The sequence below is a fragment of the Pseudomonas sp. zfem003 genome (assembly GCF_032621675.1).
GTDB lineage: Bacteria > Pseudomonadota > Gammaproteobacteria > Pseudomonadales > Pseudomonadaceae > Metapseudomonas > Metapseudomonas otitidis.
Genome location: NZ_JAVYJG010000006.1, coordinates 391079 through 413169, shown reverse-complemented (window position 1 = coordinate 413169; position 22091 = coordinate 391079). Strand labels below are relative to the sequence as shown.

Genomic DNA, 22091 nt, shown 5'->3' with positions numbered 1-22091 from the left:
ACGATGGCATTGGTGATCGAAGCAGGGGCAATCGTGGCGGGTGCTGATAGCTTTGCCACGGCATCCGATTTGGTCGCCTATGCGACAAGCTACGGGAAGACCATTCCGAGCGATTCTACTGATCAAGAGGCCTTGCTGCGTCGTGCTGCATTGCAAATGCAGGGCATGCCTTGGAAGGGGCGTCTTGTAAGCGTTGACCAGACGTTGTCCTGGCCGCGTCATGAGGTATATCGCAGCGAATGGCTCGTACCATCCAACACCATCCCGCCGCAGATCAAAGCGGGCCAGATGGCGCTGGCCTGCGAGATCCACGCGGACGATATCGACCCGCCCGAGCTGAAGAAGGGCGCGATCATCCGTGAGCGTGTGGAAGGTGCTGTAGAGACCGAATTCGCCACGGCTCAGGCCTACGTGTCGCGCCCAGCAGCCGCGCGTCAATCCGATTCGCAGTTCGCCCAGTTCCTCATGCCGTCCAACCAGTCGAGGATCGTCCGTGGCTGACATCTACGACCGGGGCAAGGCGCAGTGTGCGCGCATGCTTGGCCTGCGCAGTGCTGGCGGCTACGGCGCTGCGCTGACCATTCGCCGCACGACTACGGGCGAGTATGACCCTGATACCGGAACGTCAGGCACGACCACGACCGACTACGCCGGCTCGGGCATCCGCAAGAACTACCAGCTCAAGGACATCGACGGATCGCTTATCAAGTCCGGAGACCTGCAGTTCATCGTCTCGCCTGTCCTGCTCAGCGGTTCCGACATGCCCGAGCCCACGACCACAGACAAGCTGCTGTTCGACGGTGACACCTACACCATTGCGTCAGTGACGGCCTGGGATTTCGCCGGCCTCGCGCTGGGCTTCGTAGTGCAGGCGCGCAAATGAGGAACTTTTCCCTCGACCTGGCTGAGTTCTGCGAGAAGGCCAAGGTCAACGCGGAGCAGGTCGTCCGCAAGGTCGGGATCGATCTGCTGTCGGCTGTCGTGGACCGCTCGCCAGTCGGCAACCCCGAGCTGTGGGCCGCGAACGCAATCGCTACCGAGTACAACAACGAGGTTGCGCGCTACAACGCTGAGCTGCGCAGCGACCCGGCGAACCTAACCCGCAGTGGGCGCCTCAAGCGCGGCCTGGCAGTTAACGACTCAATGCCTCTGACATCTGGCGCCGGCTACGTTGGCGGGCGCTTCCGTGGCAACTGGCAAGTCTCGTTTGAGGTTCCTGCCCGTGGCGAGACAGGCGTCATCGACGCGAACGGCTCGACCACCAAATCAGCCGGCGCTGCGGTGATCCAGCAGTTCAACCTTGGCGTTGGATCAATCTACCTCATGAACAACGTGCCCTACGCACAACGCCTCGAAAACGGCTGGTCGCAGCAGGCCCCTAACGGGATGGTCCGCATCACAGTCGTTGAGTTCCAGGCCATGGTGCGCCGCGCAGTGCAGGCCCTCACATGAGCAACAAACGTATCCGCTCGCTGCTGGAGAAGCGCCTGAAGGACTGGGCCGCCGCACGCAGTCCCGTACTCCGCGTGGCCTATCAGGACGTGCCGTTTGAGCCGCAGTCGGGCGAAACCTACCTGCGATGCTTCGTGCTTCCGGCAACTACCGGAAGCGAGGACTTGGAAGGCTCGCACAGGCGCTACGAAGGCATCTGGCAGGTCAGCGTCATCAGGCCCAAGAACGGTGGGCTTGGTGCAGCCCTTGGCATCGAGGACGAGCTAGCCGTCCTGTTCCCAAACAACCTCAAGCTCTCTGCCTCAGGCTTCGACCTCTACATCCGGTCGCCCATGTCTTCAGCAGCCGCAATCACCGACGACCTGAACACCACGCTCCCCATCTCCTGCCGCTACCGCGCAGACACCTAATCGCCCGTTCGGGCGCCCCTGAGCCTCGCATCTGCGGGGCTTTTTCGTTTCTACCAAGAGGAATCCCCCATGTCCGTACGTCTCCCGAACGGCAGTACATTCGACCTAGCGTCTGCCTACGGCTCCCCGATCACGATTTCCGGCATCTCCAACGCCAACCCCGCTGTTGTAACCGCCACTGGTCACGGCCTGTCGAATGGCGACTTTATCGAGGTGACATCCGGCTGGACCAAGCTCAATGGCCGCGTTTTCCGGGTGGCGGGCGTGACCACAAACACCTTCGAGCTGGAAGACATCGATACCACCAGCACCGCCAACTATCCGGCTTCCGGCGGCGCCGGTTCCTGCCGCGAAATCAGCACCTGGACCCGCATCACGCAAGTGCTGGAAACATCCACCAGCGGCGGCGAGCAGCAGTTCTACACCTACGGCCTGCTGGAAGAGAACGACGACCGCCAACTGCCCACTACCCGCAGCCCGTTCAGCATGACGATCACCGTTGCTGACGACTCGGCGCAGGCCTTCGTTGCGGTAGCCGAGGCGGCCGACCAAGACCGCGCCAAGCGTGCTCTCCGTCTCAACCTGCCGAACGGTGACATTGTTCTCTACAACGGCTTCGTGTCGTTCTCCGAGACCCCTGCGCTGACCCGCAACCAAGCCATGACCCGGACCATGACCTTCTCCCAAGACGCACGCCTCGTGCGTTACAACGCCTAAGGATTGACGCATGGCTAAGTTCACCATCGCCCAAGACCCGACGTTCACCAAGAAGGTCAAAATTCCGCGCATTGGCCGTGATCCGGTTGAGGTGGGGTTCACCTTCAAGTACCGCACGCAGTCCGAGGTTGCCGATTTGATCAGCAAGTGGGGCAAGCGGCGCCAAGAGGTCGCGGAAAAGGTCGGCGAGCCTGAGCTGGTAGAGACGGTTCGCGCCAGGCTGGATCTGGAGGGCTCAGAGCTGCTTGAGATCGTCGAGGCATGGGAGTTCGACGACGAGCTTTGCCATGCGTCCGCTGTGGCCCTGTGTGAGAGCGTACAAGGGCTGTTCGCTCGCATCAGCGCAGACTACTTCGACGCTCTCAAGGCCGAACGCCTGGGAAACTGACTAGGGCCGCTAGAGCACTGTACGAGGAAGGCCCCAAGGAAGCCGACTTGGCCGCTTGGGGCCTTTCCGCCGCAGACGTGCCAGCCGAGGAAATCCTGATCTGGCCCGACGTGTGGCCCGCCCTAACCGCATTCAACTGCCTCAGCACCCAGTGGCGCATGGGGTATGCCGGGCCTACTGGCCTGGACTACTCCGCCCTGGAACCTACGTTCCGCCTCAACGACATACCTCCCGCCGACTGGCCCAAACTCTTCGCCGACATTCGCGTGATGGAGCGGGCCGCCCTCGACACCATGCATCAGAAGGACTGACCCCGTGGATATTGCCTCTCTCGGTATTGAGGTCAGGACGGAATCCGTCCAGCGTGCCGGCGAAGATCTTGACCGTCTTAGCCAGGCTGGCGCCCAGGCCGAGCAGGCTGCTCGCGGTGTCGAATCGTCATGGAGCGGCGTTGGTCAGCGTGTTGGCGCCGCTGCCGCTCCTGTATCCAACACCGCCAGCGCATTCCGCGCCGGAACGGAGGCCATCCGGCAGCAACAACAGGAAATGGCACGGCTGACGCCGCAGATTGACCCTGTAGTGGGTTCGTTGGGGCGACTTGCTGAGCAACAGGAACAGATCCGCCAGAACAGCGCCGCGCCATTGGTGAATCCTGAGCCGATTCGGCAGCTAGGCGCACAAGCAGAGCGAGCAAGATCCGCTCTAACTGGCGCTGACGATGGAATTCGCAGAACTGGTGTTAGCGCAGCACAAACAGCTGCGGCTCTGCGTCAGTTGCCGGCCCAGTTTACGGACATCGTGACATCGCTCCAGGGAGGCCAGTCCCCGCTCATAGTGCTACTGCAACAGGGTGGCCAGATCAAGGATTCCTTTGGCGGCGTAGGCCCGGCGTTGCGCGAAACTGCCAAGTACGCCGCTGGATTGATCAACCCGTTTACGCTGGCCGCCGCTGCTGTAGGTGTGCTCGGCGTAGCCCTGTACCAGGGCAGCCAGGAAAGCGTGGCCTTCAACAAGGCCATCATCACGTCTGGCAATTTCGCCGGAACATCAGCCAGCCAGCTTCAGGCGATGGCTGCAGCGATTGATGGCGTTACCGGCACTCGGCGCCAGGCAGCCGCAGCCTTGGCCGAGTTCACGAACGCCGGCGTATTCACTGCCGATCAGCTGCAGAGCCTGACCACTGCTGCCGTAGCGTGGGAAGACGCCACCGGACAAGCCATTTCCGAGACCGTGGCGCAGTTCAAACGGTTACAGGACGAGCCTGCTGCCGCCTCCGCGAAGTTGAACGAGCAGTACAACTACCTCACGGCTGCCATTTACGAGCAGATCACCGCCCTTGAGGCGCAAGGCAAAGAGTCCGAGGCCGCCCAGCTGGCCACTGAAACCTACTCTCAGGCCCTGATTGAGCGCTCGTCTCAGATCGAAGAAAACCTCGGCTACGTCGAAAAGGCCTGGAAAGGCATCAAAGACGCAGCTGGCGAAGCGTGGGACTCCATGCTTGGGGTTGGGCGTACAGAGACGCCGATGGACCGTCTCGATGCGATTGACCGTAGGCGTAACGGTTTTGATGCGCAGCGTGCCGGCGGTGCCACTCTTCTTGGTGGCTACTTTGCTGGACTGGCCAGCATTGCCACCGACGTTTACAAAAACAAAACAACCGATGAGAAGAAGCGTCTTTCCGATATCGAGAGCGCTTTGCAGGCTATTCAGGATGAAGGTGAGCAAGCTGCTCTTGAGGGGGTCAGCAAGCGCCAAGACGCCGCGGCAGTAAAGGCAATCTCGCGAATAGAGGCTATTCGCAAGTCCACGCTTTCGAATGAGCAGAAACGTAAACTGGAGCTGGACAAGCTAAAGCAGGATTTGGCGACGATCCGGCTTAAAAACCCTGACTCAGCTTTCCTTACTGATTCCAGCGTGGCGAGCCTTGAGCAAGCCATCGCGGACAAATACAAAGACCCGAAAGAGCGCAAGACTCGCCAGAAGGCCTATCAGGACGACGCAGCAACCAAGATGCTGATGTCGCTGCGTGAAGAGCAGAGCGCCCTTGAAGCCCAGCTGAGCACGAACGAAAAGCTGACCTCGGAGCAGAAGAAGCGCGCCGAGTTCGAGGCGCTGATTGCCCAGCTCAAGGGCAAGGACGTGCTCACCGCTGAGCAGAAATCCTTGCTTGCGAGCCAGGACGCAATCAAAGCCCAGCTAGACCGCAACGTCGCCATCTCAGAAGAGGTGCGACTGCGGCAAGAGTCGGTCAAGTTTCAAGAGCGTGCGGCGCAGATCCAAGCATCTATCGACGCTTCGGCTCAGGGGCGGTCCGAGCAGTACAGCCGCCAGCTTGATGCATTCGGCATGGGCAAGCGCGAGCTTGAGCGCGTCCAGTCAGAGGCGTCCATCTTCCGCGAGTTCCGCCGCTATCAGGACCAGCTCAACAAGGCCACGCCCAAGGGCATGCTGGGTTCGGCTGAGTACAAGGCACAGGTCGAGGAAATCAAGTCTGGCCTCAACGACGCCCTGCGCGCCAACGAGGACTACTACCGCCGGCTGGATGAGCTGCGCGGCGACTGGCAGAACGGTACCAAGGCCGCCCTGGCAGATTACGTGGACTCGTCCAGGGACACGGCAGGCCAGTTCTATGACTCGTTCTCGAAGTCTCTCACCGGGTTGGAGGATGCGCTGGTCAACTTCGTGATGACCGGCAAGCTGTCGTTCTCAGACCTGGCCAATTCGATCATCGCCGACCTCGTACGGATTGAGGCGCGCAAGGCCATTGCGTTTGCCATCGGAGGCAGCGAGAGCGGTGGCGGTAGCGGGTTCGGCGGCCTCCTGAGTCTCGGTTTCACTGCCGCTAGCGCCTACTTCGGTGGCGGCCTTTCCGCTTCCGCATCGGGCTCCCTGGCAGCCGGCGCCAGCCAGTCAGGCTATGCCATGGACCTCTCCAATTTCGTCGCAGGCGCGCGCGCAGGTGGCGGACCGGTATCTGCAGGCAGCATGTATCAAGTGGGCGAGAACAACCGTCCTGAGCTGCTCACGCAGGGTGGTCGGTCCTACCTGATCCCAGGCGACGGCGGAAACGTAGTCCCGTTCAAAGGGCAGCGAGGCGGCAATCAAACCGTCAACATCACATTCCCAGGGATCACCAATGCGCAGGAAGCCAAACAGGCCACCGGGTATGCGGCCAAAAACCTTGGCAGAGCAATCCGCGGTACCGGGAGATACATGTAATGGCCGAGTTCATCGACGAGCTGTTCCCCACTGATGTCAATTACGGCAGCGGCTTCGAAAGTTCTCATGCAACGCAGATTGTTAGAACCGCTGGCGGCAACGAATATCGCTCGCTGCGCCACCCATACGTAATGACTGGCCTGCAGGTCGACTTTGGCCGTCAGCGCGAAGAGGTGATTGACCGAATCATTGATCTCAACTGGCGCGCCAATGGCACGTTCCGAGGGTTCCGCGTGCATCACCCGCTGGACCACTCCACGAACGATTACATCAGCGTGCCTACGGCTTTTGACCAGCCGGCACTGCGAGTCAGCCAGGGCGTCTACCAGCTCATGCGCTGGTACGGCTCTAGCAGCGATGCAAAAGCCTCCAGAAGGCGAATCCGCAAGCCAGTTCCCGGTACGGTCCTTGTCGGAGTGGGAGGCGCTATTCATCCGTCAGGAGCCTGGTCTGCTGACCCCTCTACTGGATTAATCACATTCAGCCCAAACAAGTCACGTTCAATTACAGGAATCACAAAGGCAAGCAACGCAGTCATTACCGTTGGCAGCCACACCTTTTTGGTTGGTGACTCGGTATTCGTCTCTGGCGTTTCAGGGATGACGCAAATCAACAATCTGCGCGTGCTGGTAACAGCAATTGATACCACGACTATCACTGTCGCGATCAACTCAACAGCATTCGGAACATGGACTAGCGGCGGCACTGTTCAAACTCAGCCACAAGTTTCTGAAACAGTAACCGCTGGGTGTTATTATCACATCCCAATGCGGTTCGATGCTGATTTGAGCGGAACTTTCATTGGTCCCAATGTGATTACCATGCAAGGCATCGGCCTAACCGAAATTCTCAATCCCTGAGGTTGTATGAAGCCACATGTTGCGGACTTTGCGACGCGGTTTTACTGCGTGCGTATAGTGCCGGCGAATGATGCGCCTGTACTTCGCCTGGCTGGATATCCAACAGATATCACTATGAGCAATGGCCAGGTCTACAAGACAGAATTTGGCTATGAGTTCTCCGGTCTTGGAAACTCCAGCACGTTCGCGTCCGCGACAGTTGACCTCAACGGCATCCTGCAACTTGGCGCTGTATCTCGTGACGACTTGATGTCGGGCGTCTACGACAATGCGCGCGTTTACCTGTTCGCAACTTCATGGATGGCGCCGGTAGAAGACGAAGAGCCGCTGGCTTGCTTGTTCTTCGGCAAGACGACCATCACTGATGATGGGTTCAAGACAGAGCTGATGGGCATGATCGATGCACTCTCTCAGTCTACCGGCCGTAGTTATGCTCCGACCTGTCAGTGGACTTTCCTAGATAAAACGCTAGATGGCGAGATGCTGAGCCAAAGCGCTAGTCGGTGCATTGGCCCGAGAAGCGCGCCAGACGGCCCGAGTTTCGCGTCTCTGAAAGTAACCGGCACTCTGACTGCGGTCACAGATCAGTACCAGTTCGCCGACTCTGCGCGAACTGAAGCATCCGACTATTTCGGCGCAGGAGCTATCCGATTCATCTCAGGACCTAATGCTGGGTTGAAGCCGATGGAAGTAAAGTCGTTTGCATCCGGAGTCATCACGGTGCATGAGGCGTTTTTCTACATGCCTCAAGTCGGCGACCAATACGAAATGATCCCAGGTTGCCGCAAGCGCCACATCGAAGACTGCAAGAACAAATGGAACAACGTAAGGAACTTTGGAGGCCAGCCTCACGTTCCAACCCCTTCCGTATACACCCAGGTAGGACGTAACTGATGCTGCAGGACGATATCGTGCGCGTGGCGCAGTCATACCTGAAAACGCCATTTCGTCATCAGGGGAGAGTGCCAGGCCTGGGCCTGGACTGTGCCGGTCTGTATGTGTGCCTGTGCCAAGAGCTGGGCATCCCCCATGCCGATGCGTCTGGATATCCGCGCACGCCGTACGACGGAAAGCTGGAGGCAGAGCTAGACGCCCAGCCGTCCCTGGTGCGCATCGCTAAGGAAGAAGCCCGCAAGGGCGACCTGTTGGCCATGCGCATCACAGGAGCCCCGCAGCACATCGCAATCCATGCCGGCTACATCGGCGGCCATCCCTACGTGATACACGCCAGCGAGCAACACGGCGGCGTTGTCCTGCACAGGATCGACGAGCTATGGGGTATCCGCCTCGTTCGCGCCTATCGATTTGAGGTGAGCCAATGAGCAGCGGCGGACAGATAGCTGGAGGAATTATTGGGGCAGTAGTTGGCTTCTATGTCGGAGGCCCTGCCGGTGCGCTTTATGGTGCGTCTTTGGGCATGGGCGTTGGCGGCTACCTAGACCCTCCGAAAGGTCCAACTGTACAGGGCCCGCGCTTAAATGATTTAAGCGTACAGACATCAACATACGGTGCTATTGTACCTAATTTATATGGCGTAATTTCTGTTTCCCCTAATCTTCTTTGGTTAGAAAAAAACTCTCTTAAAGAAATAGTAAAAAAGAAAAAGCAAGGAGGTAAAGGTGGCGGTTCTTCTTCTACACTAAAAACATATACTTACAGCGCAACCTTTGCTATTGGATTGTGTGATGGTCCTATTGGAGGAGTTCTGCGCATATGGTGCGGTGATAGGTTAATCTACAACGCTGGTTCATCTGATCTTAATACAATAATAGCAAGCAATAAAGTTGCTCGCGGCATGAGAATATATCTTGGAACGGATGATCAGCTACCAGATACTAGGTACGAAGCTGATGTAGGCGTAGGGAATGCTCCTGCATTTCGCGGGCTAGCTTACATTGTTTTTGATGACTTCCTTTTGACCGACTACGGAAACACGCTTCAGGCAGCTCAATTCAAAGTTGAGGTTATGCAGGTATCTGAGCGCGGAGACGCAGTGAAAAAATTCCAAAAGAATGTCAGTGACAGCAATTTTGGAAACGGTTTTTACAACAATGCTGTTCAGCCATATCTTGATAGTGAGATTTCTGCTTATTGCTTGGCAGTTAAAAGCTCTTCTGAGGTTTACGAATACAGAGTATTAAACAATGGGTCAATTATTGGTCCATCTCCATACATAAATATAGAAACTCCTTTGACATCTATTTATAGCTCAAATGGAATTACTACTTCACATCGCGAAAATGGTGCAGTTTGGCTTGGACCATTTACTGGAGGTGGTAGATCTTTTTGGTCGCGTCAAGGATACATAAAAATACCATCAGGAATTTTTTCTCAGCTAAATGGGTTCCTATTTGAGAGCCCAGATAATATTTACTATTGCAACGGATCTGGCCAAATATCACTGGCGCAATACATATCACCGTCTGGCTTATTTGATGATGATATTTTTGATGTAGAAGCAATGTCAGCTTGTATTGCTGTAGATGGGTTAATATATGGTGCGTCAGGAGATATTCCGTATAATAGATTGTTTGTTTATGAGGGTGTAAAGCCTTTTAATCAGATATCTGTTGTAAGCATGCATCCAAGTATAAATGCAAAAATTAGCAAGATTTCAAAGCGCGGCGATGATGTTTACTATGTAAATCCAGCCAATGACGATGTATATGTTACTAATATTCAGACTGGCGAGTCTAGATTATTTTTATCAAACACGGACAGCTTGCCTTATTCTCAGCCTAAAGGCAGTTTATTAATAGATAACAATCTTGTGTACAAGCTTGATTATGGTGACGCGGTTCAAGACGAATTTGTAGTTCGCTGCTATGACGCAGCGCCTGTATCTGCCGTTGAGATATCTCTGGCCGAGATCATTGAGTCAGAAGTAATCAAGTCATCGCTGCTGAAAGTGGACGACATTGATACCAGCCTAATGACCGACTCTGTTAATGGCTACAGGGTGGCTGGAGGATCTATCCGGTCAGCAATGGAACCTCTGCAGGGGGCGTATCCATTCGATGTCAGACAGCACGGTTACCAGTTGCAGTGCGTTCCCCGAGGACAGGACAGCATCGTCGAAGTCGACTATGCCGACCTCATTGCTATCAACGACGGGGATGTTCTCATAGGGTCACGCGAGATGGACCCTCAGCTCCCTGTCAAGACAGTCGTCAAGTACATAGATGCAACACGAGAGTACGCGATATCAGAGCAGTACTCGGATCGCTTGAACACAAAGGCCGTGAACCGGGTTGATCGAGAGTTCCCCCTGGTTCTCAGCGCTGATAAGGCTGCGCAAGTTGCCGAGGTCTTGGAGTTCTTGCCATGGCTTGAGCGCGTCGATTACCAAATCACTCTGCCGCAGCCTTACCTCGGGATTGAACCGTCTGATGTGGTGACAATTCCGACTCCTGATGCGATCTATGAGCTCCGTATCACCGAAACTAACGAGGCTCCCGATGGCACCGTTGAGTGCAAGGCAAAGCCTAATCGAGCGTCTCTGTATGTCAGCAACGCTGTTGGCGGTGAAGCCCCTGGGCCGGATGGGACAATCAATTGGAATGGAAAGTCTGCTGCCATCCTTCTTGACATCCCCGTGGTAGACGAGACCTACCAGAACGCTGCCGGCTTTGTTTCCCTGATGTTCGGCTATTCCAGTGGGTGGAACGGTGGGGTCTTGTTCAGGTCGCCCGATAGCGGACAAACCTGGCAGGACATTCAGGGCTTCTTGGAGCAAGGAACGATTGGGTATGCCGAGGATGCTCTCGGTGATTCAAGTTGCACATTGATAGACCAGAGAAGTATCCGGGTTAAAATGTACGCCGGCATACCAGAGAGCATCAGCAAGGACTTAATGCTTAGCGGCTACAACTATGCAGCCTACGGCCTGGATGGGCGCTGGGAAATAGTTCGCTTTCAGAATGCCGATCTTCAGCCTGACGGGAATTACCTGATCAGTGGTTTTATGCGTGGCGAGCGCGGCACTGAATGGGCTTGCGGGTTACACCAACCCTTTGATGCCTTCGTGCTTCTATCGGATCCGGACAACCAGTTCCTGTCTATGCCGACTGAAGCTATCGGATCTGCTTTTTCGTATCGCGCGATCACGAATGGTGCGGACATAGGTAGTGGCTCTGATATTCCATTCACCTATCGCGGCGTAAACTTAGAATGCCTTAGCCCTGTTTATGCAAGAGGGTCACGTGATGGGTCTGGAAACTTCAGCGGCTCTTTCACTCGACGCAGTCGCCTTTCTGGGACTTGGTGGGTGACTGGAACCGTTTCCCCAGTTGGTGAAACAGTTGAGTCGTACGAAGTCGACGTTATGTCCGGATCGACAGTGAAGAGAACAATCTCGGTAACAACCAACGCTTTCACTTACTCAGCCGCCGACCAGGTAGCAGACTTCGGATCAGCGCAGAGCTCAATTACCTTCCGCATCTACCAGCTATCAGCGGTCGTCGGCAGGGGATATCCATTGGAGGTAACTCTGTGACAGCAACGACAAAAATTGCTCTTCAGCTTCTGCAGAACTCAGCCGCGAATCAGCTGCTTTCGAATGAAACGTTCGCGCAGCTGAACCAGTTGGTTCAGCCGGCAGTCCTTGATAAGGACCTTTCTTCTCCTCCTGGATCTCCTGCCGATGAGGCGCTTTACATTGTTGGGTCATCTCCGACTGGAGCTTGGAGCGGAAAGGCCGATCAGCTTGCTTACTGGCTCACGAGCACAGGAGCTTGGCAGTTTGTTATACCGCGCGAGGGGTTCCTTGTTCATGTAAACGACGAGGATCAGTTTTATCGATATACAGGTTCATCCTGGGCGGCATTCTCTGGCGGCGGCATGTCAAACCCCATGACCACTGCTGGGGATATCATAACTGGCGGCTCATCTGGCACTCCTCAGCGCCTAGCAGCTGGCAGCAATGGCCAGGCGCTGCTTATCGTCTCTGGGGCTCCTGCATGGGGCGCAATCTACAACAGCCCTCTAACCACGACAGGCGACCTTGTTTACTCGTCGTCTGGATCTACTGCTGCAAGATTAGGCGTAGGCGCAAACGGCCAGGTTCTTACCGTTTCTGGTGGCGTCCCAACCTGGCAAAACTCTGCCGCCGGGTTTGCTAACCCTATGACAACATCAGGAGACTTAATCACTGGCGGTAGTGGCGGAACAGCTGGCAGACTTGGTGTTGGCTCTAACGGGCAAGTGCTGACCGTTTCTGGTGGTGTACCTACATGGTCCACTCCGAGCGGTCTATCTAACCCAATGACGGCTCGCGGCGACATAATCACAGGCGGAACATCTGGAACGCCACAACGCCTGGCAAAGGGAACGTCAGGACAGATGCTTGTGGCAGGGTCAACCGATCCCGTATACAGCAACTCGCCAATTCTCGGCGGCTATGCCGAACTCTTGGAAACCATGAGCGGAACTGCAATTGACGTCTCTAGCACGAACGTCAAGAAGAAGGTCATGGCGGCAAACACCACCTTCACGATTACTGGAGCCACCTCCGGCCAATCACACAGTTTTACGCTCTACTTGGAAGGGGGCACGACCTATACCGTTACATGGCCTGCTTCGGTGCAGTGGGTTGGTGGCTCAACCCCTACCCTTGCCGCTAAATGCCGGATAACTGGCGAGACCCTGGATGGCGGGACTACTTGGCTGTTCACCTACGGCGGGAGTTACACATAATGCTGGCCGACCGCATTCGCAGTATCCCCGTGGTGGGCGCCACATACTCAACTTGGAGCCCAACCGATAAAGGCGGCTCAGTTGATTTGTCAAACGGAAACAGGACAGCTGCTGCGCGCAGCCTAAACAGCGTTCGCGGTTCTCAGGCACGGTCATCCGGCAAGTACCAATTCGAGATCACCATTTCTGGAACGACTCCGGTTGCGTCTCTGCTTGGAGTAGCAACTTCGGCCGCCTCCCTCACAAACTACCCAGGTAGCGGTACTGGCGGCTGGGCCTACTACGCATCAGATGGCCACTTCTACAATCAGGGAAGCGACGCTGCATATGGATCGTCTTTTACCGCTGGAGACGTAATTGGTGTAGTTGTTGATTTTTCAGCTGGTACGCTTAAGTTCTACAAGAACGGTGTAGACCAAGGCGTCGCTTATTCTGGAACAGCAGGCAAGACGCTGTACCCAATATTTGGCAGCGGTTCATCCTCTTCAGTTAATGCATATACCGGCACGATAAACACGGGCCAATCATCATTTTCCTACCCAGTATCTGGTGCCAGCGCTTGGGGCTGATGGAGGTCTAAGTGTTCGTATACAAAGAATCCGGCAAAATAGTTACCAGGCAAGAGCTGTGCGACAAGCACAACATGTCGATTCCTGAGGCGCCTGATCAAGAAACTCTAAAGGCTCTTGGTGTTCAAGTCCTTGTCGAAACTCAGAAGCCGTCTCCGTATCACACGGTACAGGTTATCGAGAAGAACGACGGGTTATGGCGCGAGGTATGGAAGCTGCCAGCTGTCGAGATAATGGCCAGAGAGAAAAACAGGGAGCTGAACATCCGCTTTGCGGAAAAGATGTCATCGATCAAGGGGCAGTACCCTCACGATGAAATCTTCAGCTGGGATAAGCAGGAAGCAGAAGCAAGGAATGGTGGCGGCAGCTTCACGCGCGCCCTTGCGGAGGCGAGGGGCTTAGACCACGAAGAACTGCTCAAACGGATCATCGCCAAGGCAGATGCGTTTGCAGCATTCAGCGCCACCCTGATCGGAGTAAGGCAACGGTTGGTAGATGAGATTTCTGCGGCATCCACGGCAGAGGAAATCCTCGCCATTGAATGGCCGGAGGATGCATGAACGAAAACCAATTCATTAATCTATTCCCGAACGCCCGCCGCCAAGCGGGCGTTTTTGTTCCTGCGCTCAGCGAGGCTATGTCTCGGTTCAGGATTGACTCTACGGTGCGTGCTGCTGCGTTCCTGGCTCAGATTGGCCACGAAAGCGCAGGGCTGACGCGACTGGTTGAAAACCTGAACTACAGCGCCGCCGGCCTGGCCGCCACCTGGCCGGCTCGGTTTCGCTCTCCTGACGGCAAGCCGAGCGCTCTGGCGGAGCAGATCGCTAGGAAGCCGGAGCAGATCGCCAATGCCGTCTACGGCGGGCGCATGGGTAATGGTCCTCCGGCATCCGGTGATGGCTGGCGCTACCGGGGTAGAGGCCTGATTCAGCTCACGGGGCGCGCCAACTACACAGAGGCCGGAAAAGCCCTTGGCTTCGACCTTGTGGCTAAGCCTGAGCTGCTGGAAACCGCCCTGTGGGCTTGTCTGGCTGCCGCTTGGTTCTGGTCTTCGCATGGTCTGAATGAACTGGCAGACGCTGGCCGGTTCGACGACATCACCCAACGCATCAACGGCGGGCAGAACGGCAGGCAAGAGCGCCACGCCCTGTGGGAGCGCGCCAAGGTGGCGCTGTCATGAGCTGGGCGCGTCTTGTGCCGTCCTGGGCTTGGTGGGCGGTGGCGCTTGCTCTGGTAGCCGGCGTACAGCAGGTGCGCGTCTGGGCTGCGGATAACCGAGCTGCCTCAGCGGTCGCCGCCGAGGCCAGCTACCGGGCAGAAGTCAGCGAGCGTGACCGCCGGGCCGCTCTCTACGTGATTCAGGAAAACCAACGCCGCCAGGCCGAAGTGGAGAAAGCAGATGCAGAAGCACAGCAACAACTGGCCGCTGCGCGTGGCGATGCTGAGCGTGCTGGTAGTGCTCTTGAGCGGCTCCAGTTGCGCATCGCAGCCTCAGAACAGCGCAGTCGTGACGCCGGCAATGCCATCACTGCCCAGCTCGGCCAAACAGCCGAAGCCGAGGCCAGAATGCGAGCCGACGTGCTCGGCCGGCTTGGAGAGGCTGCTCGACTCTATGCTGACGAAGCCGACCGGAGAGGAATAGCTGGTCAGGCATGCGTCAAAGCGTACGAGAGGGTAGGGGGAAATCTGGGGGAATGAATCCCCCTAACGGTGCCGAATGCTGCTGTAGTGTGCTGCTCTGAAAGCCTCATCGTTGCTGGGCCCGGTGTATGTCGGTCGCATGGTGAGAGGCACAAAAACGGATTCGAAATCCGTTGTGTCAGCAATGGCACCTAGGGTTCAAATCCCTATCTTCCCGCCATACACAGCAAAGCCCCTGGTTCGAGAGAGCCAGGGGCTTTGTGCTTTCAGGCATACCCGCGCGCTCCTGGCGCGGGTAGGGGGCGCTGCACCAGCACCTTCATCCGGCGGATGTCCGACCAGAACAGCTCATCCGGAAACGGCCCCGGCGCCAGCGCGTCCTTCACCAGGAAGTAGCCCTCCTCGCAAACCCCTTCCACCGGCACCACCACACCCACGATGTGGTAGCAGCAGAACAGCGGATGCGGCACTTCTTCCCAGTGCAACTCCATCACCACCGTCTGTCCCAGGTTTGCCAGGGCCGTTCTGGTGTCCACAGGTTGCCCGCTCATGCTTTCCACTCCCGATGGCGCGCTAGTACGCGCGGTGTGTCGGAGGGAATGCCTCTGCGATCCGTTCGGTTATGAATGGTGCTGCGGACAACATCAGTGCGGGCTGCAGCTTCAAGATTCTGCTGAGGGGTGGCCAAGGTGGCCTGGGCAAGGTCTTCCAGTTCCATGCTCATTCCATCACTATTCGCGGTTACGAAATTATCCATCACGCATAAATCCAAATTGGATAGATGTCATTTGGATAATGTCACATTAAATCCGAAATGGATAGATCATTTTTAGATCTAAAAATCATGATCAAATCGCGTGTCATTGAAATATTGAAAAGCTCAGAGATGCGCCTCCCGGAGTTGGAGGAGCGTACGGGCATCAATCGCTACACCTGGAACAACCTCAAGAACCCCTCCCGAAACAGGGAAATCAAAGAGAGCGAGATCCTCGCTATCGCCGAGTTGTTCCCGCAGTACCGGTGGTGGTTGCTGACTGGTGAGGTCATGCCCGAGATCGGGCAAACGAGCCCGGCCTATGACGAAGCCCATTCAGAGGTGCCGTCGTCCAGCGCTGAGTAGCAATGGGCGCTGAATGCACGCGCGCGCTTTCCGGGCGCCTGATGTGCTGCAAGAGCTATCTAAAGCGGGCTACAAGGCGACCTGCGAAGACACAATCTCTCTTGGCATCAAGTTTTGAGACGGCAACGTTGAAGACGTTTTATGCAGACCGCAGGCGATAGAGCACGAGCGTTGATCAAGCGGCTGGGACCGAAAAAGGCCAGCGAGCTGGGGGGAGGCAACCATGACCGCTGGCGAAGCGTCAGCAAAGGCGCGGTAAGAGTCAGCACGGAAGAGATCGACGTGCTTGTGAAGGCTTATCCCCAGTACGCGTTCTGGCTGGCTTGCGGGCAGATTGCACCTGAGATCGGGCAGACAAGCCCGGCCTATGACGACACCCATCCAGATTCATCGCCCTCCAGCGCTGAGTGATCACGGGCTGTGTCCCGCAGCTTTCCGCCCAGCGCTGCATGGCTTTTGCCTCTGCAGTTGAGACCGGACGAACGCCAGTGCATCCCTGAATAGCGGATGCCATGCCCTTCGCTTCGCAGGACTACAGGGCAGGCCTGCCCACCCTTGCGTTGCTCATCGCCCCACCTCGTACTCCATCGGATAGTCGAACGGCTCCCGCTCCACCTGCTCCGGCCACAACCACTGCGCATCTACGCAACCCTGACGCTGGTAGAACAGCACCGTCTCCCGTGCCGAGTGGGAAGAGACGTACAGGCGCTGGAGGCCCTTGCGACGGGCCTCTTCAAGGCAGCGGGCAAACAGCCAGCGCCCGATGCCCCGACCACGCTCGCTGGCCTCGACGTGGAACTCCTTCAGGGGGTGGTAGCGTCCACCGGGATCGACAGGCGCGCCGTCCACACAGGCGAAGCCGACGACCTGCCCCTTACAGGTCGCCAGGCAGACCATGCCGCCGTTGGCCAGTGCGGCCCGCAGCGTGTCCTTCACCTCCTGGCGTTCGGCCGGGGACCAGTCGTCGATGAAGGGATCGGCGCTCTCTACCGGCTGGCCCGCTTGCAAGCGAATGACCCGATCCACCGCTTGCCGCCGCTCGAAGGTGAAAACGAAGTCCAGGTCCGAATCGGCTACCGGGGAGGTGTGAAGGGTGATGTCCGGGGGGCTGCTCATGGGCTTCCTGCTGGCAGTCGAGGGGCGGCCGAGCATGGTAATGCAGCACGCAAAGCATTCGTATCGGGTGCTGTGAATCGATGCGCATCGCGTAGCTCAGCGCATCCTACAGGGTGGGGAGGGCGCTATGCGTAGGGGGGATCGCGCTTCATCGATCCACCGTTCCCGGGCTGAAGCCCGGGCTACGGGCGAGCGTCGGTGTGGGGAGATGCGCATCGCGGAGCTCAGCGCATCCTACGGGGCGTGGGGAAGGTTGTGCGTGGGTGGATCGCGCTTCATCGATCCACCCTGCCCGGGCTGAGCCCGGGCGCCGTTGGGCTACAGCCCGTATTGCACGCCGAGCATCAGCGACTGGGCGTTGTACTGGGTGCTGACGTCGCCCGGTGGCAGGCCTTCGATGTCGCCGAAGTGTGCGGTGCGGGTCTGCAGGTAGCGGTAGTCCATGGAGACGGACCAGTGCGCGTCCCACTGGTAGGCGACGCCGGCGCCCAGCTGCCAGGTGCCGACGTCGTCGCGGTGGGTGGCGCCGAAGGACACGCCGTTGGCCTCCAGGTCGCGGATTGTCAGGCGGGTGTAGCCCACGCCGCCGCCGATGTACGGCTTGATGCGGGTGAAGCCCTCGGGCATCGGCAGGTCGTACCAGAGGTTGGCCATCAGGCTGCTGCCGGCCTCCTGGCCCTTGCCGTCGATCTTGCCGCCGCCTTCGTACACGCGGTCGGCGAACTGGTCCAGGCTGTTGCGCCGGTAGGCCAGCGCCAGCTCCGGGCGCAGGCCGATGGGGGAGCGCCAGCCCACGGCCAGGTCCACGGCATAGCCGGAGGACAGCGGCTGTTCGTAGTCCATCTGCACGAAGTCCAGCGAGTTCTGCCGCAGGTTCTGGTGGGCCACCCAGTTGGCGCCGCCCAGCAGGCTGACGTACAGGCCGCTGTCATCGGCGAGGGCCGGGGTGCACAGGCCAAGCAGCAGGGGGAGGGGAGCAAGGCGTCGAAGCGATAGCGTCATGGTGGTCTCGGTTCGGGGTGGGAAGGGGTCGGTTCAGCGCGTAGCGCGCAGCGGCTCGCGGGTGTCCTGCACCGCGCGGGCTTCAGCCAGGCTTCGCAGGTTGCGCAGGGCCTGGCCCATGGCGGCCTTCAGCAGGCGCCGCACCAGCGGGCGATAGAGGACGCTCAGCCGCCCCTCGATGCGCGCGGCATGGACCACATGGGTCTCGGTGCCGATGGGCGTCAGGTAGTGGCTGAAGGTCAGGCGCATGCCCAGCAGGCGGGCGGTGTTGGTGTAGCTGCGCAGGGGCGTCACCTGGGTGATCTGCAGCGGCATCTTCAGGCCGTTCTTCAGCACGCAGAGCCCCTGGGTGCCCACGCGGAAGGGGCCGTCCAGGGTGCATTGGCGCACGTCGGTGTCCCATTGCGGCGCGTTGGCCACGTCCTCCCACAGCAGCCAGATGGTGCTGGCGGGGGCGTTCATGCGCAGTTCCACTCTCACGTCACTCATGGTCTGTTCTCCTCGGGTCGATGGGCCGGCCTCAGGCCGGGTGCGCCTGCCGGCTGAGCACCTGGGCGGTCACGGTGGCGGCGCCGAGCGGTTGGCCGTCGGCCTCCAGCTCGATGACGATGCGGTTGGTCTTGAAGGCCTGGGCGTTGGCCGGCAGCGTGCTCTGCGGCGCCAGGGCCAGCGCCTGCCGGCGGCCGATGGGGCGGGCCAGGGTGAAGTCGAGCACCAGCAGGTTCATGGGCGTCTTCAGCGGGATGCGCAGCGCGCCGTGGGCGATCTGCATGTAGGCCTGCCGGGCGATCTCCAGGAAATACACCATGGAGTGCTGCCGGGGGTGGCCGTCCTCGAAGAACTGCCCCAGCGGGATGGGACATGCCAGCACCCGCGCCTGCGGGTCGATGTCGCCGACCAGCACGTTCTCCGCACGGGCCTTGTGCAGCCAGTCCTGTCGCTGGCAGGGGCGTACCGGTGCGAGCACGGCCCCGGAGGGCGGCACCTGGCCGGGGCCCAGCATCAAGGTGCAGGTGCACATCAGCTGCTCGTCCTGCATCACCCGCGCGGTGTAGCCGTGGGGGCCGTTCTGCTGCAGTTCGATGTCCACCGGGCGTTCCTTCATCACGTAGCGCTGGAAGCGCACGTTCAGCCCGCGGATGAACACCGCGTCGCCGCGCAGGGCCGGCACCGCGTGCTCCATCAGTTGCAGCACGCCCTCGATCAGCAGGATGCCGGGCACGTGGTCCAGCGGGTGGTCGAAGAAGTACGGGTGGCCCTCGTCGACCCGCAGGGTGGCGTTCAGGCTCTGCGGGCTGCGCCGCAGCACATGGGTGATCACCGTGTTGCGCTCGCTGCGGCGCCAGCTTTCGCCGGGCGCGCGCACCAGCGGGTCGGGGCGGATGGCCAGCAGCTCTCGCAGGGCGCGACTGCGCAGGTGCAGGCTGCTGAGCAGAGTACGGGTGAGGGTGTCGCCGAGGCCGATCAGGTCGACGCCGTCCTCCAGGCCCGGTTCGGCGGGGAGCAGTTGCGCCGCCGGCGCGAGTACCGCGGGGGCTGTGTGGGGCTTGGCGAAACGCAGGGTGAAGGCCGCCCGTGGCGTGGCCGGGGCCGGCGGTGCCTGCCAGGTGGCCAGGCACTCGGCCTGCAGCCAGCAGAGCACCCGCTCGCCGTCGCGCACCTCCACCAGCCGCTCGCCGGGTTCGCCCAGCAGGGCCTGGATCAGGGTGGCGATGCCCGAGGCTTCGGCCAGGTAGCCGGTGAGTGCCTGCAGCGGGTCGTCTGCCGGGCCCGCCTGCACCTGGCAGGTGAGCAGGCGGGCGCCCGGGGCGATGCTCAGGCGCTCGGCCGCCTGCTGGCGGTCGGTGGCGGCACTGCCCGGCAGTGCTGCGACGAGCCGCAGCAAGGGCGCCTGGGGGCCGTCGGCCCGGTAGCGCTGCAGGGCCAGCACGCCCAGGCCCTCGCCCTGGGGCACCGGCGTGTCGGCCAGCGCGAGCAGCTCGCTGGCGCCGCTGATGAAGCGGCCCGCGCCCAGCAGCAGGGTGTCGATGCCCCGCTCGAACCAGTGCGGCGCCGCCAGCAAGGTGTGCCAGAACAGCCCCGGGCCGCCGGCCAGGGTCTGGTGGAAGCCACGCAGGTCGAAGAACTTGGCGGGATAGCCGGAGAGCAGGCTGGGCAGCATGCTGGCTACGTCCGCCACCTCGATGCCCGGCGCCGGCCCCTGGCCTTCGCGGTAGTGACGCTCCGCCTCGCTGTAGGCGTTGGTGAAGCGTTCGCCGCCCAGGTTGCAGCACATGACCATGGCGGTGCGGTCCGAGGCGGCGGTGCCGGGCAGGCGCTTGAGCAACTGGCCGACGCGGTCGGTCACCAGCAGTTTGAACGGGTCCACATGGGCGAGGGGCCGTGGGCCCATGCCGTAGCCGTCGATGTCGATCACCCGGTCCCGCGCCAGGAACTGCCCGGCCCGCACCGCCACCTGCGGGGCCTGGGCGCCGAAGCGGCCCTGGGGAAAGGCCAGCGGCGCCTGCGGGCCCTGGCGCAGTGCCTGGCCGAACTCGACCAGGGAGCTGCCGCCGGCCAGGGCGGCCTCGGCCTCCACCACCATCAGGTCGAGGCGGATCGGCCCCTCGGAGCGGGCCGGTGCGGGCACCGGTGCCGCAGCGGGCCGGTAGGCTTCGACCACCATGTGCGCATTGGCGCCGCCGAAGCCGAAGCTGGAGAGGCCGATGCGCAAGGGCTGCTCCCCCGCCGCCAGGATCTGGGGTTGCCCCTCCACCAGGCGCAGGCAGGTGTCGGCCAGCTTGCCGCTGCCGGCGTAGGCCACCTGGGGCGGCAGCGTGCCGTGCCGCAGCATCAGCAGGGCCTTGGCCAGGGACGGACCGCCGGCGGCGGCAAGGGTGTGGCCGATGTTGGCCTTGATCGAGCCGAGGGGAATGGGCCCGGCGACATGGGGGCCGAAGAAGCGCTGCAGCGAGCCGATCTCGGTGGCATCCCCCAGGGGCGTGCCGGTGCCGTGGCTCTCGATGTAGCCCACGCTGGCCGGGTCCAGCCCGGCCCAGGCGCGCTGGTAGGCGGTGTACTGGGCCTGCTTGCCGGGGGTGAAGACCGAGCCTTCGGCGCCATCGGCGGAGAGCCCTAGGGCGCGCATCAGGCCCAGGGGCGTGCGGGCGCCCTCCAGCGCCTGTTGCAGCGGCTCCAGCAGGAAGGCCACGGCGCATTCGCCGGGGACGATGCCGTCTGCCTCCGCGCCGAAGGCCTGCAACTGCGCCCGGGGCGAGAACGCGGTGAGCTGGGAGAACCCCAGGTACAGCGGCGGCGGCATCAGGGTGTTGAGGGCCATGACCACCACCTGCTCCGCCTGGCCGCTGTCCATCAGCCCCTGGGCCAGGTCCACGGCATAGATGAACGAACTGCAGGCGGTGTCCACCGTCAGGGCCGGGCCGCCCAGGCCGCAGGCGTCGGCCAGCCGCGCCACCTGGTCGGCGGGCGTCAGCCCCGGGCGAGGGGTGTTGGCTGGGTCGGCACTGGCGAGGAAGTAGCTCTCGTCGCTCCAGGAGGTGGCGACGATCAGCGCCGTGCGCGCACGCGGCAGCGTGGCGAGCGGTTCCAGCAGCTCCTCCAGCACCGCGCAGCCGATGGCCAGCTGGCGACCGTCGCTCAACTGCTCCGGTTCGTCGTCACCCAGGCCGTGGACCTGGTGCAGGTAGACCCGGTCCTTCTCGCCGGGGCGGGGGTGGTGGATCGCCTCGCGGGCCATGCGCCAGCGTTGCAGCAGGTCCTGCTGCGGGGCGCGCTGGCCCTGGCGGAGCAGCTTCCACAGCGCGTCGATGCTGGGGGCTCCGGGAAAGGTGCCGGCCATGGCGCTGAAGCACAGCGGGGCAGGGGAGGGGGCCGTCATGACGTTCTCCTTGTCGTGGGGCACGC

The 22091-nt window shown here is 60.2% G+C and carries 25 protein-coding genes; 19 read left to right on the top strand and 6 right to left on the bottom strand.

Going from position 1 to position 22091, the window contains the following annotated elements; all coding sequences use genetic code 11:
* Positions 1-3 precede the first annotated feature (3 nt).
* The 17 genes from RTK35_RS15945 (at position 4) to RTK35_RS15865 (ending at position 15007) form a co-directional block, all read left to right on the top strand.
* Positions 4-501: a DnaT-like ssDNA-binding protein gene (locus tag RTK35_RS15945; RefSeq protein ID WP_316908425.1), complete on the top strand. Its 498-nt coding sequence runs from the start codon at positions 4-6 to the stop codon at positions 499-501.
* Positions 494-883, top strand: a complete 390-nt coding sequence (locus tag RTK35_RS15940; RefSeq protein ID WP_316908424.1) for a hypothetical protein — start codon at positions 494-496, stop codon at positions 881-883. The genes RTK35_RS15945 and RTK35_RS15940 overlap by 8 nt, the downstream gene beginning before the upstream one ends.
* Positions 880-1452 carry a hypothetical protein gene (locus RTK35_RS15935; RefSeq protein WP_316908423.1) on the top strand — a complete coding sequence of 191 codons (573 nt, stop codon included), beginning with the start codon at positions 880-882 and terminating at the stop codon, positions 1450-1452. Before RTK35_RS15940 ends, RTK35_RS15935 begins: the two co-directional genes overlap by 4 nt.
* Positions 1449-1862 (top strand): DUF4128 domain-containing protein, encoded by a 414-nt coding sequence (locus RTK35_RS15930; RefSeq protein ID WP_316908422.1) that lies wholly within the window; start codon positions 1449-1451, stop codon positions 1860-1862. Before RTK35_RS15935 ends, RTK35_RS15930 begins: the two co-directional genes overlap by 4 nt.
* Before the next feature lie 69 nt (positions 1863-1931).
* Positions 1932-2579 carry a phage tail protein gene (locus RTK35_RS15925; RefSeq protein ID WP_316908421.1) on the top strand — a complete coding sequence of 216 codons (648 nt, stop codon included), beginning with the start codon at positions 1932-1934 and terminating at the stop codon, positions 2577-2579.
* A gap of 10 nt (positions 2580-2589) precedes the next feature.
* On the top strand, positions 2590-2967 hold the full coding sequence (locus RTK35_RS15920; RefSeq protein ID WP_316908420.1) for a phage tail assembly chaperone: 378 nt from the start codon (positions 2590-2592) through the stop codon (positions 2965-2967).
* Positions 2968-3014: 47 nt separating this feature from the next.
* A complete protein-coding gene (locus RTK35_RS15915; RefSeq protein ID WP_316908419.1) occupies positions 3015-3278 on the top strand; it encodes a DUF1799 domain-containing protein in 264 nt (87 codons plus the stop codon).
* 4 nt (positions 3279-3282) lie between these two features.
* The gene (locus RTK35_RS15910) at positions 3283-6186 is read left to right on the top strand and encodes a phage tail tape measure protein (protein ID WP_316908418.1); all 2904 of its coding nucleotides are present in this window, start codon (positions 3283-3285) and stop codon (positions 6184-6186) included.
* Positions 6186-7046 (top strand): DUF2460 domain-containing protein, encoded by an 861-nt coding sequence (locus tag RTK35_RS15905; protein ID WP_316908417.1) that lies wholly within the window; start codon positions 6186-6188, stop codon positions 7044-7046. Before RTK35_RS15910 ends, RTK35_RS15905 begins: the two co-directional genes overlap by 1 nt.
* A gap of 6 nt (positions 7047-7052) precedes the next feature.
* On the top strand, positions 7053-7940 hold the full coding sequence (locus tag RTK35_RS15900; RefSeq protein ID WP_316908416.1) for a DUF2163 domain-containing protein: 888 nt from the start codon (positions 7053-7055) through the stop codon (positions 7938-7940).
* Positions 7940-8368, top strand: coding sequence for a C40 family peptidase (locus tag RTK35_RS15895; protein WP_316908415.1), 429 nt, complete (start codon positions 7940-7942; stop codon positions 8366-8368). Before RTK35_RS15900 ends, RTK35_RS15895 begins: the two co-directional genes overlap by 1 nt.
* The gene (locus RTK35_RS15890) at positions 8365-11541 is read left to right on the top strand and encodes a phage tail protein (protein ID WP_316908414.1); all 3177 of its coding nucleotides are present in this window, start codon (positions 8365-8367) and stop codon (positions 11539-11541) included. Before RTK35_RS15895 ends, RTK35_RS15890 begins: the two co-directional genes overlap by 4 nt.
* Positions 11538-12740 carry a DUF2793 domain-containing protein gene (locus RTK35_RS15885; protein WP_316908413.1) on the top strand — a complete coding sequence of 401 codons (1203 nt, stop codon included), beginning with the start codon at positions 11538-11540 and terminating at the stop codon, positions 12738-12740. The genes RTK35_RS15890 and RTK35_RS15885 overlap by 4 nt, the downstream gene beginning before the upstream one ends.
* On the top strand, positions 12740-13309 hold the full coding sequence (locus RTK35_RS15880) for an SPRY domain-containing protein (RefSeq protein WP_316908412.1): 570 nt from the start codon (positions 12740-12742) through the stop codon (positions 13307-13309). Before RTK35_RS15885 ends, RTK35_RS15880 begins: the two co-directional genes overlap by 1 nt.
* An 11-nt stretch (positions 13310-13320) precedes the next feature.
* Complete coding sequence (locus tag RTK35_RS15875; RefSeq protein WP_316908411.1) at positions 13321-13869, top strand: hypothetical protein; 549 nt, start codon at positions 13321-13323, stop codon at positions 13867-13869.
* The gene (locus tag RTK35_RS15870) at positions 13866-14489 is read left to right on the top strand and encodes a glycoside hydrolase family 19 protein (protein WP_316908410.1); all 624 of its coding nucleotides are present in this window, start codon (positions 13866-13868) and stop codon (positions 14487-14489) included. Before RTK35_RS15875 ends, RTK35_RS15870 begins: the two co-directional genes overlap by 4 nt.
* Positions 14486-15007, top strand: a complete 522-nt coding sequence (locus RTK35_RS15865; protein ID WP_316908409.1) for a DUF2514 family protein — start codon at positions 14486-14488, stop codon at positions 15005-15007. Before RTK35_RS15870 ends, RTK35_RS15865 begins: the two co-directional genes overlap by 4 nt.
* Before the next feature lie 209 nt (positions 15008-15216).
* On the opposite strand, the gene RTK35_RS15860 is transcribed toward RTK35_RS15865, so the two are convergent.
* Complete coding sequence (locus RTK35_RS15860; RefSeq protein ID WP_074971880.1) at positions 15217-15501, bottom strand: hypothetical protein; 285 nt, start codon at positions 15499-15501, stop codon at positions 15217-15219.
* Positions 15498-15668: a hypothetical protein gene (locus RTK35_RS15855; protein WP_316908408.1), complete on the bottom strand. Its 171-nt coding sequence runs from the start codon at positions 15666-15668 to the stop codon at positions 15498-15500. Before RTK35_RS15855 ends, RTK35_RS15860 begins: the two co-directional genes overlap by 4 nt.
* Before the next feature lie 126 nt (positions 15669-15794).
* On the opposite strand from RTK35_RS15855, the gene RTK35_RS15850 reads away from it, so the two are divergent.
* Together RTK35_RS15850 and RTK35_RS15845 are read left to right on the top strand one after the other, a co-directional pair.
* Positions 15795-16070, top strand: a complete 276-nt coding sequence (locus RTK35_RS15850; protein WP_282885970.1) for a helix-turn-helix domain-containing protein — start codon at positions 15795-15797, stop codon at positions 16068-16070.
* Between the two features lie 171 nt (positions 16071-16241).
* A complete protein-coding gene (locus RTK35_RS15845) occupies positions 16242-16481 on the top strand; it encodes a DNA-binding protein (RefSeq protein ID WP_232060751.1) in 240 nt (79 codons plus the stop codon).
* A 153-nt stretch (positions 16482-16634) separates the two neighbouring features.
* Here RTK35_RS15845 and RTK35_RS15840 read toward each other — a convergent pair whose 3' ends face one another.
* From RTK35_RS15840 to RTK35_RS15825, 4 genes are all read right to left on the bottom strand, one after another.
* On the bottom strand, positions 16635-17186 hold the full coding sequence (locus tag RTK35_RS15840) for a GNAT family N-acetyltransferase (RefSeq protein ID WP_316908407.1): 552 nt from the start codon (positions 17184-17186) through the stop codon (positions 16635-16637).
* A 318-nt stretch (positions 17187-17504) separates the two neighbouring features.
* Positions 17505-18188: an outer membrane protein gene (locus RTK35_RS15835; RefSeq protein ID WP_044405569.1), complete on the bottom strand. Its 684-nt coding sequence runs from the start codon at positions 18186-18188 to the stop codon at positions 17505-17507.
* Between the two features lie 33 nt (positions 18189-18221).
* A complete protein-coding gene (locus RTK35_RS15830) occupies positions 18222-18677 on the bottom strand; it encodes an SRPBCC family protein (protein WP_316908406.1) in 456 nt (151 codons plus the stop codon).
* Between the two features lie 31 nt (positions 18678-18708).
* Positions 18709-22065 carry a beta-ketoacyl synthase N-terminal-like domain-containing protein gene (locus tag RTK35_RS15825; protein WP_316908405.1) on the bottom strand — a complete coding sequence of 1119 codons (3357 nt, stop codon included), beginning with the start codon at positions 22063-22065 and terminating at the stop codon, positions 18709-18711.
* Between the last annotated feature and the right edge of the window lie 26 nt (positions 22066-22091).

Bases quoted from the DNA above. Each gene is read 5' to 3' on its own strand.
- RTK35_RS15865 (WP_316908409.1), top strand. From the start codon at position 14,486: ATGAGCTGGGCGCGTCTTGTGCCGTCCTGGGCTTGGTGGGCGGTGGCG.
- RTK35_RS15890 (WP_316908414.1), top strand. From the start codon at position 8,365: ATGAGCAGCGGCGGACAGATAGCTGGAGGAATTATTGGGGCAGTAGTT.
- RTK35_RS15920 (WP_316908420.1), top strand. From the start codon at position 2,590: ATGGCTAAGTTCACCATCGCCCAAGACCCGACGTTCACCAAGAAGGTC.
- RTK35_RS15870 (WP_316908410.1), top strand. From the start codon at position 13,866: ATGAACGAAAACCAATTCATTAATCTATTCCCGAACGCCCGCCGCCAA.
- RTK35_RS15825 (WP_316908405.1), bottom strand. From the start codon at position 22,065: ATGACGGCCCCCTCCCCTGCCCCGCTGTGCTTCAGCGCCATGGCCGGC.
- RTK35_RS15925 (WP_316908421.1), top strand. From the start codon at position 1,932: ATGTCCGTACGTCTCCCGAACGGCAGTACATTCGACCTAGCGTCTGCC.
- RTK35_RS15855 (WP_316908408.1), bottom strand. From the start codon at position 15,668: ATGGAACTGGAAGACCTTGCCCAGGCCACCTTGGCCACCCCTCAGCAG.
- RTK35_RS15830 (WP_316908406.1), bottom strand. From the start codon at position 18,677: ATGAGTGACGTGAGAGTGGAACTGCGCATGAACGCCCCCGCCAGCACC.
- RTK35_RS15945 (WP_316908425.1), top strand. From the start codon at position 4: ATGGCATTGGTGATCGAAGCAGGGGCAATCGTGGCGGGTGCTGATAGC.
- RTK35_RS15860 (WP_074971880.1), bottom strand. From the start codon at position 15,501: ATGAGCGGGCAACCTGTGGACACCAGAACGGCCCTGGCAAACCTGGGA.
- RTK35_RS15895 (WP_316908415.1), top strand. From the start codon at position 7,940: ATGCTGCAGGACGATATCGTGCGCGTGGCGCAGTCATACCTGAAAACG.
- RTK35_RS15840 (WP_316908407.1), bottom strand. From the start codon at position 17,186: ATGAGCAGCCCCCCGGACATCACCCTTCACACCTCCCCGGTAGCCGAT.
- RTK35_RS15850 (WP_282885970.1), top strand. From the start codon at position 15,795: ATGATCAAATCGCGTGTCATTGAAATATTGAAAAGCTCAGAGATGCGC.
- RTK35_RS15930 (WP_316908422.1), top strand. From the start codon at position 1,449: ATGAGCAACAAACGTATCCGCTCGCTGCTGGAGAAGCGCCTGAAGGAC.
- RTK35_RS15880 (WP_316908412.1), top strand. From the start codon at position 12,740: ATGCTGGCCGACCGCATTCGCAGTATCCCCGTGGTGGGCGCCACATAC.
- RTK35_RS15900 (WP_316908416.1), top strand. From the start codon at position 7,053: ATGAAGCCACATGTTGCGGACTTTGCGACGCGGTTTTACTGCGTGCGT.
- RTK35_RS15905 (WP_316908417.1), top strand. From the start codon at position 6,186: ATGGCCGAGTTCATCGACGAGCTGTTCCCCACTGATGTCAATTACGGC.
- RTK35_RS15835 (WP_044405569.1), bottom strand. From the start codon at position 18,188: ATGACGCTATCGCTTCGACGCCTTGCTCCCCTCCCCCTGCTGCTTGGC.
- RTK35_RS15935 (WP_316908423.1), top strand. From the start codon at position 880: ATGAGGAACTTTTCCCTCGACCTGGCTGAGTTCTGCGAGAAGGCCAAG.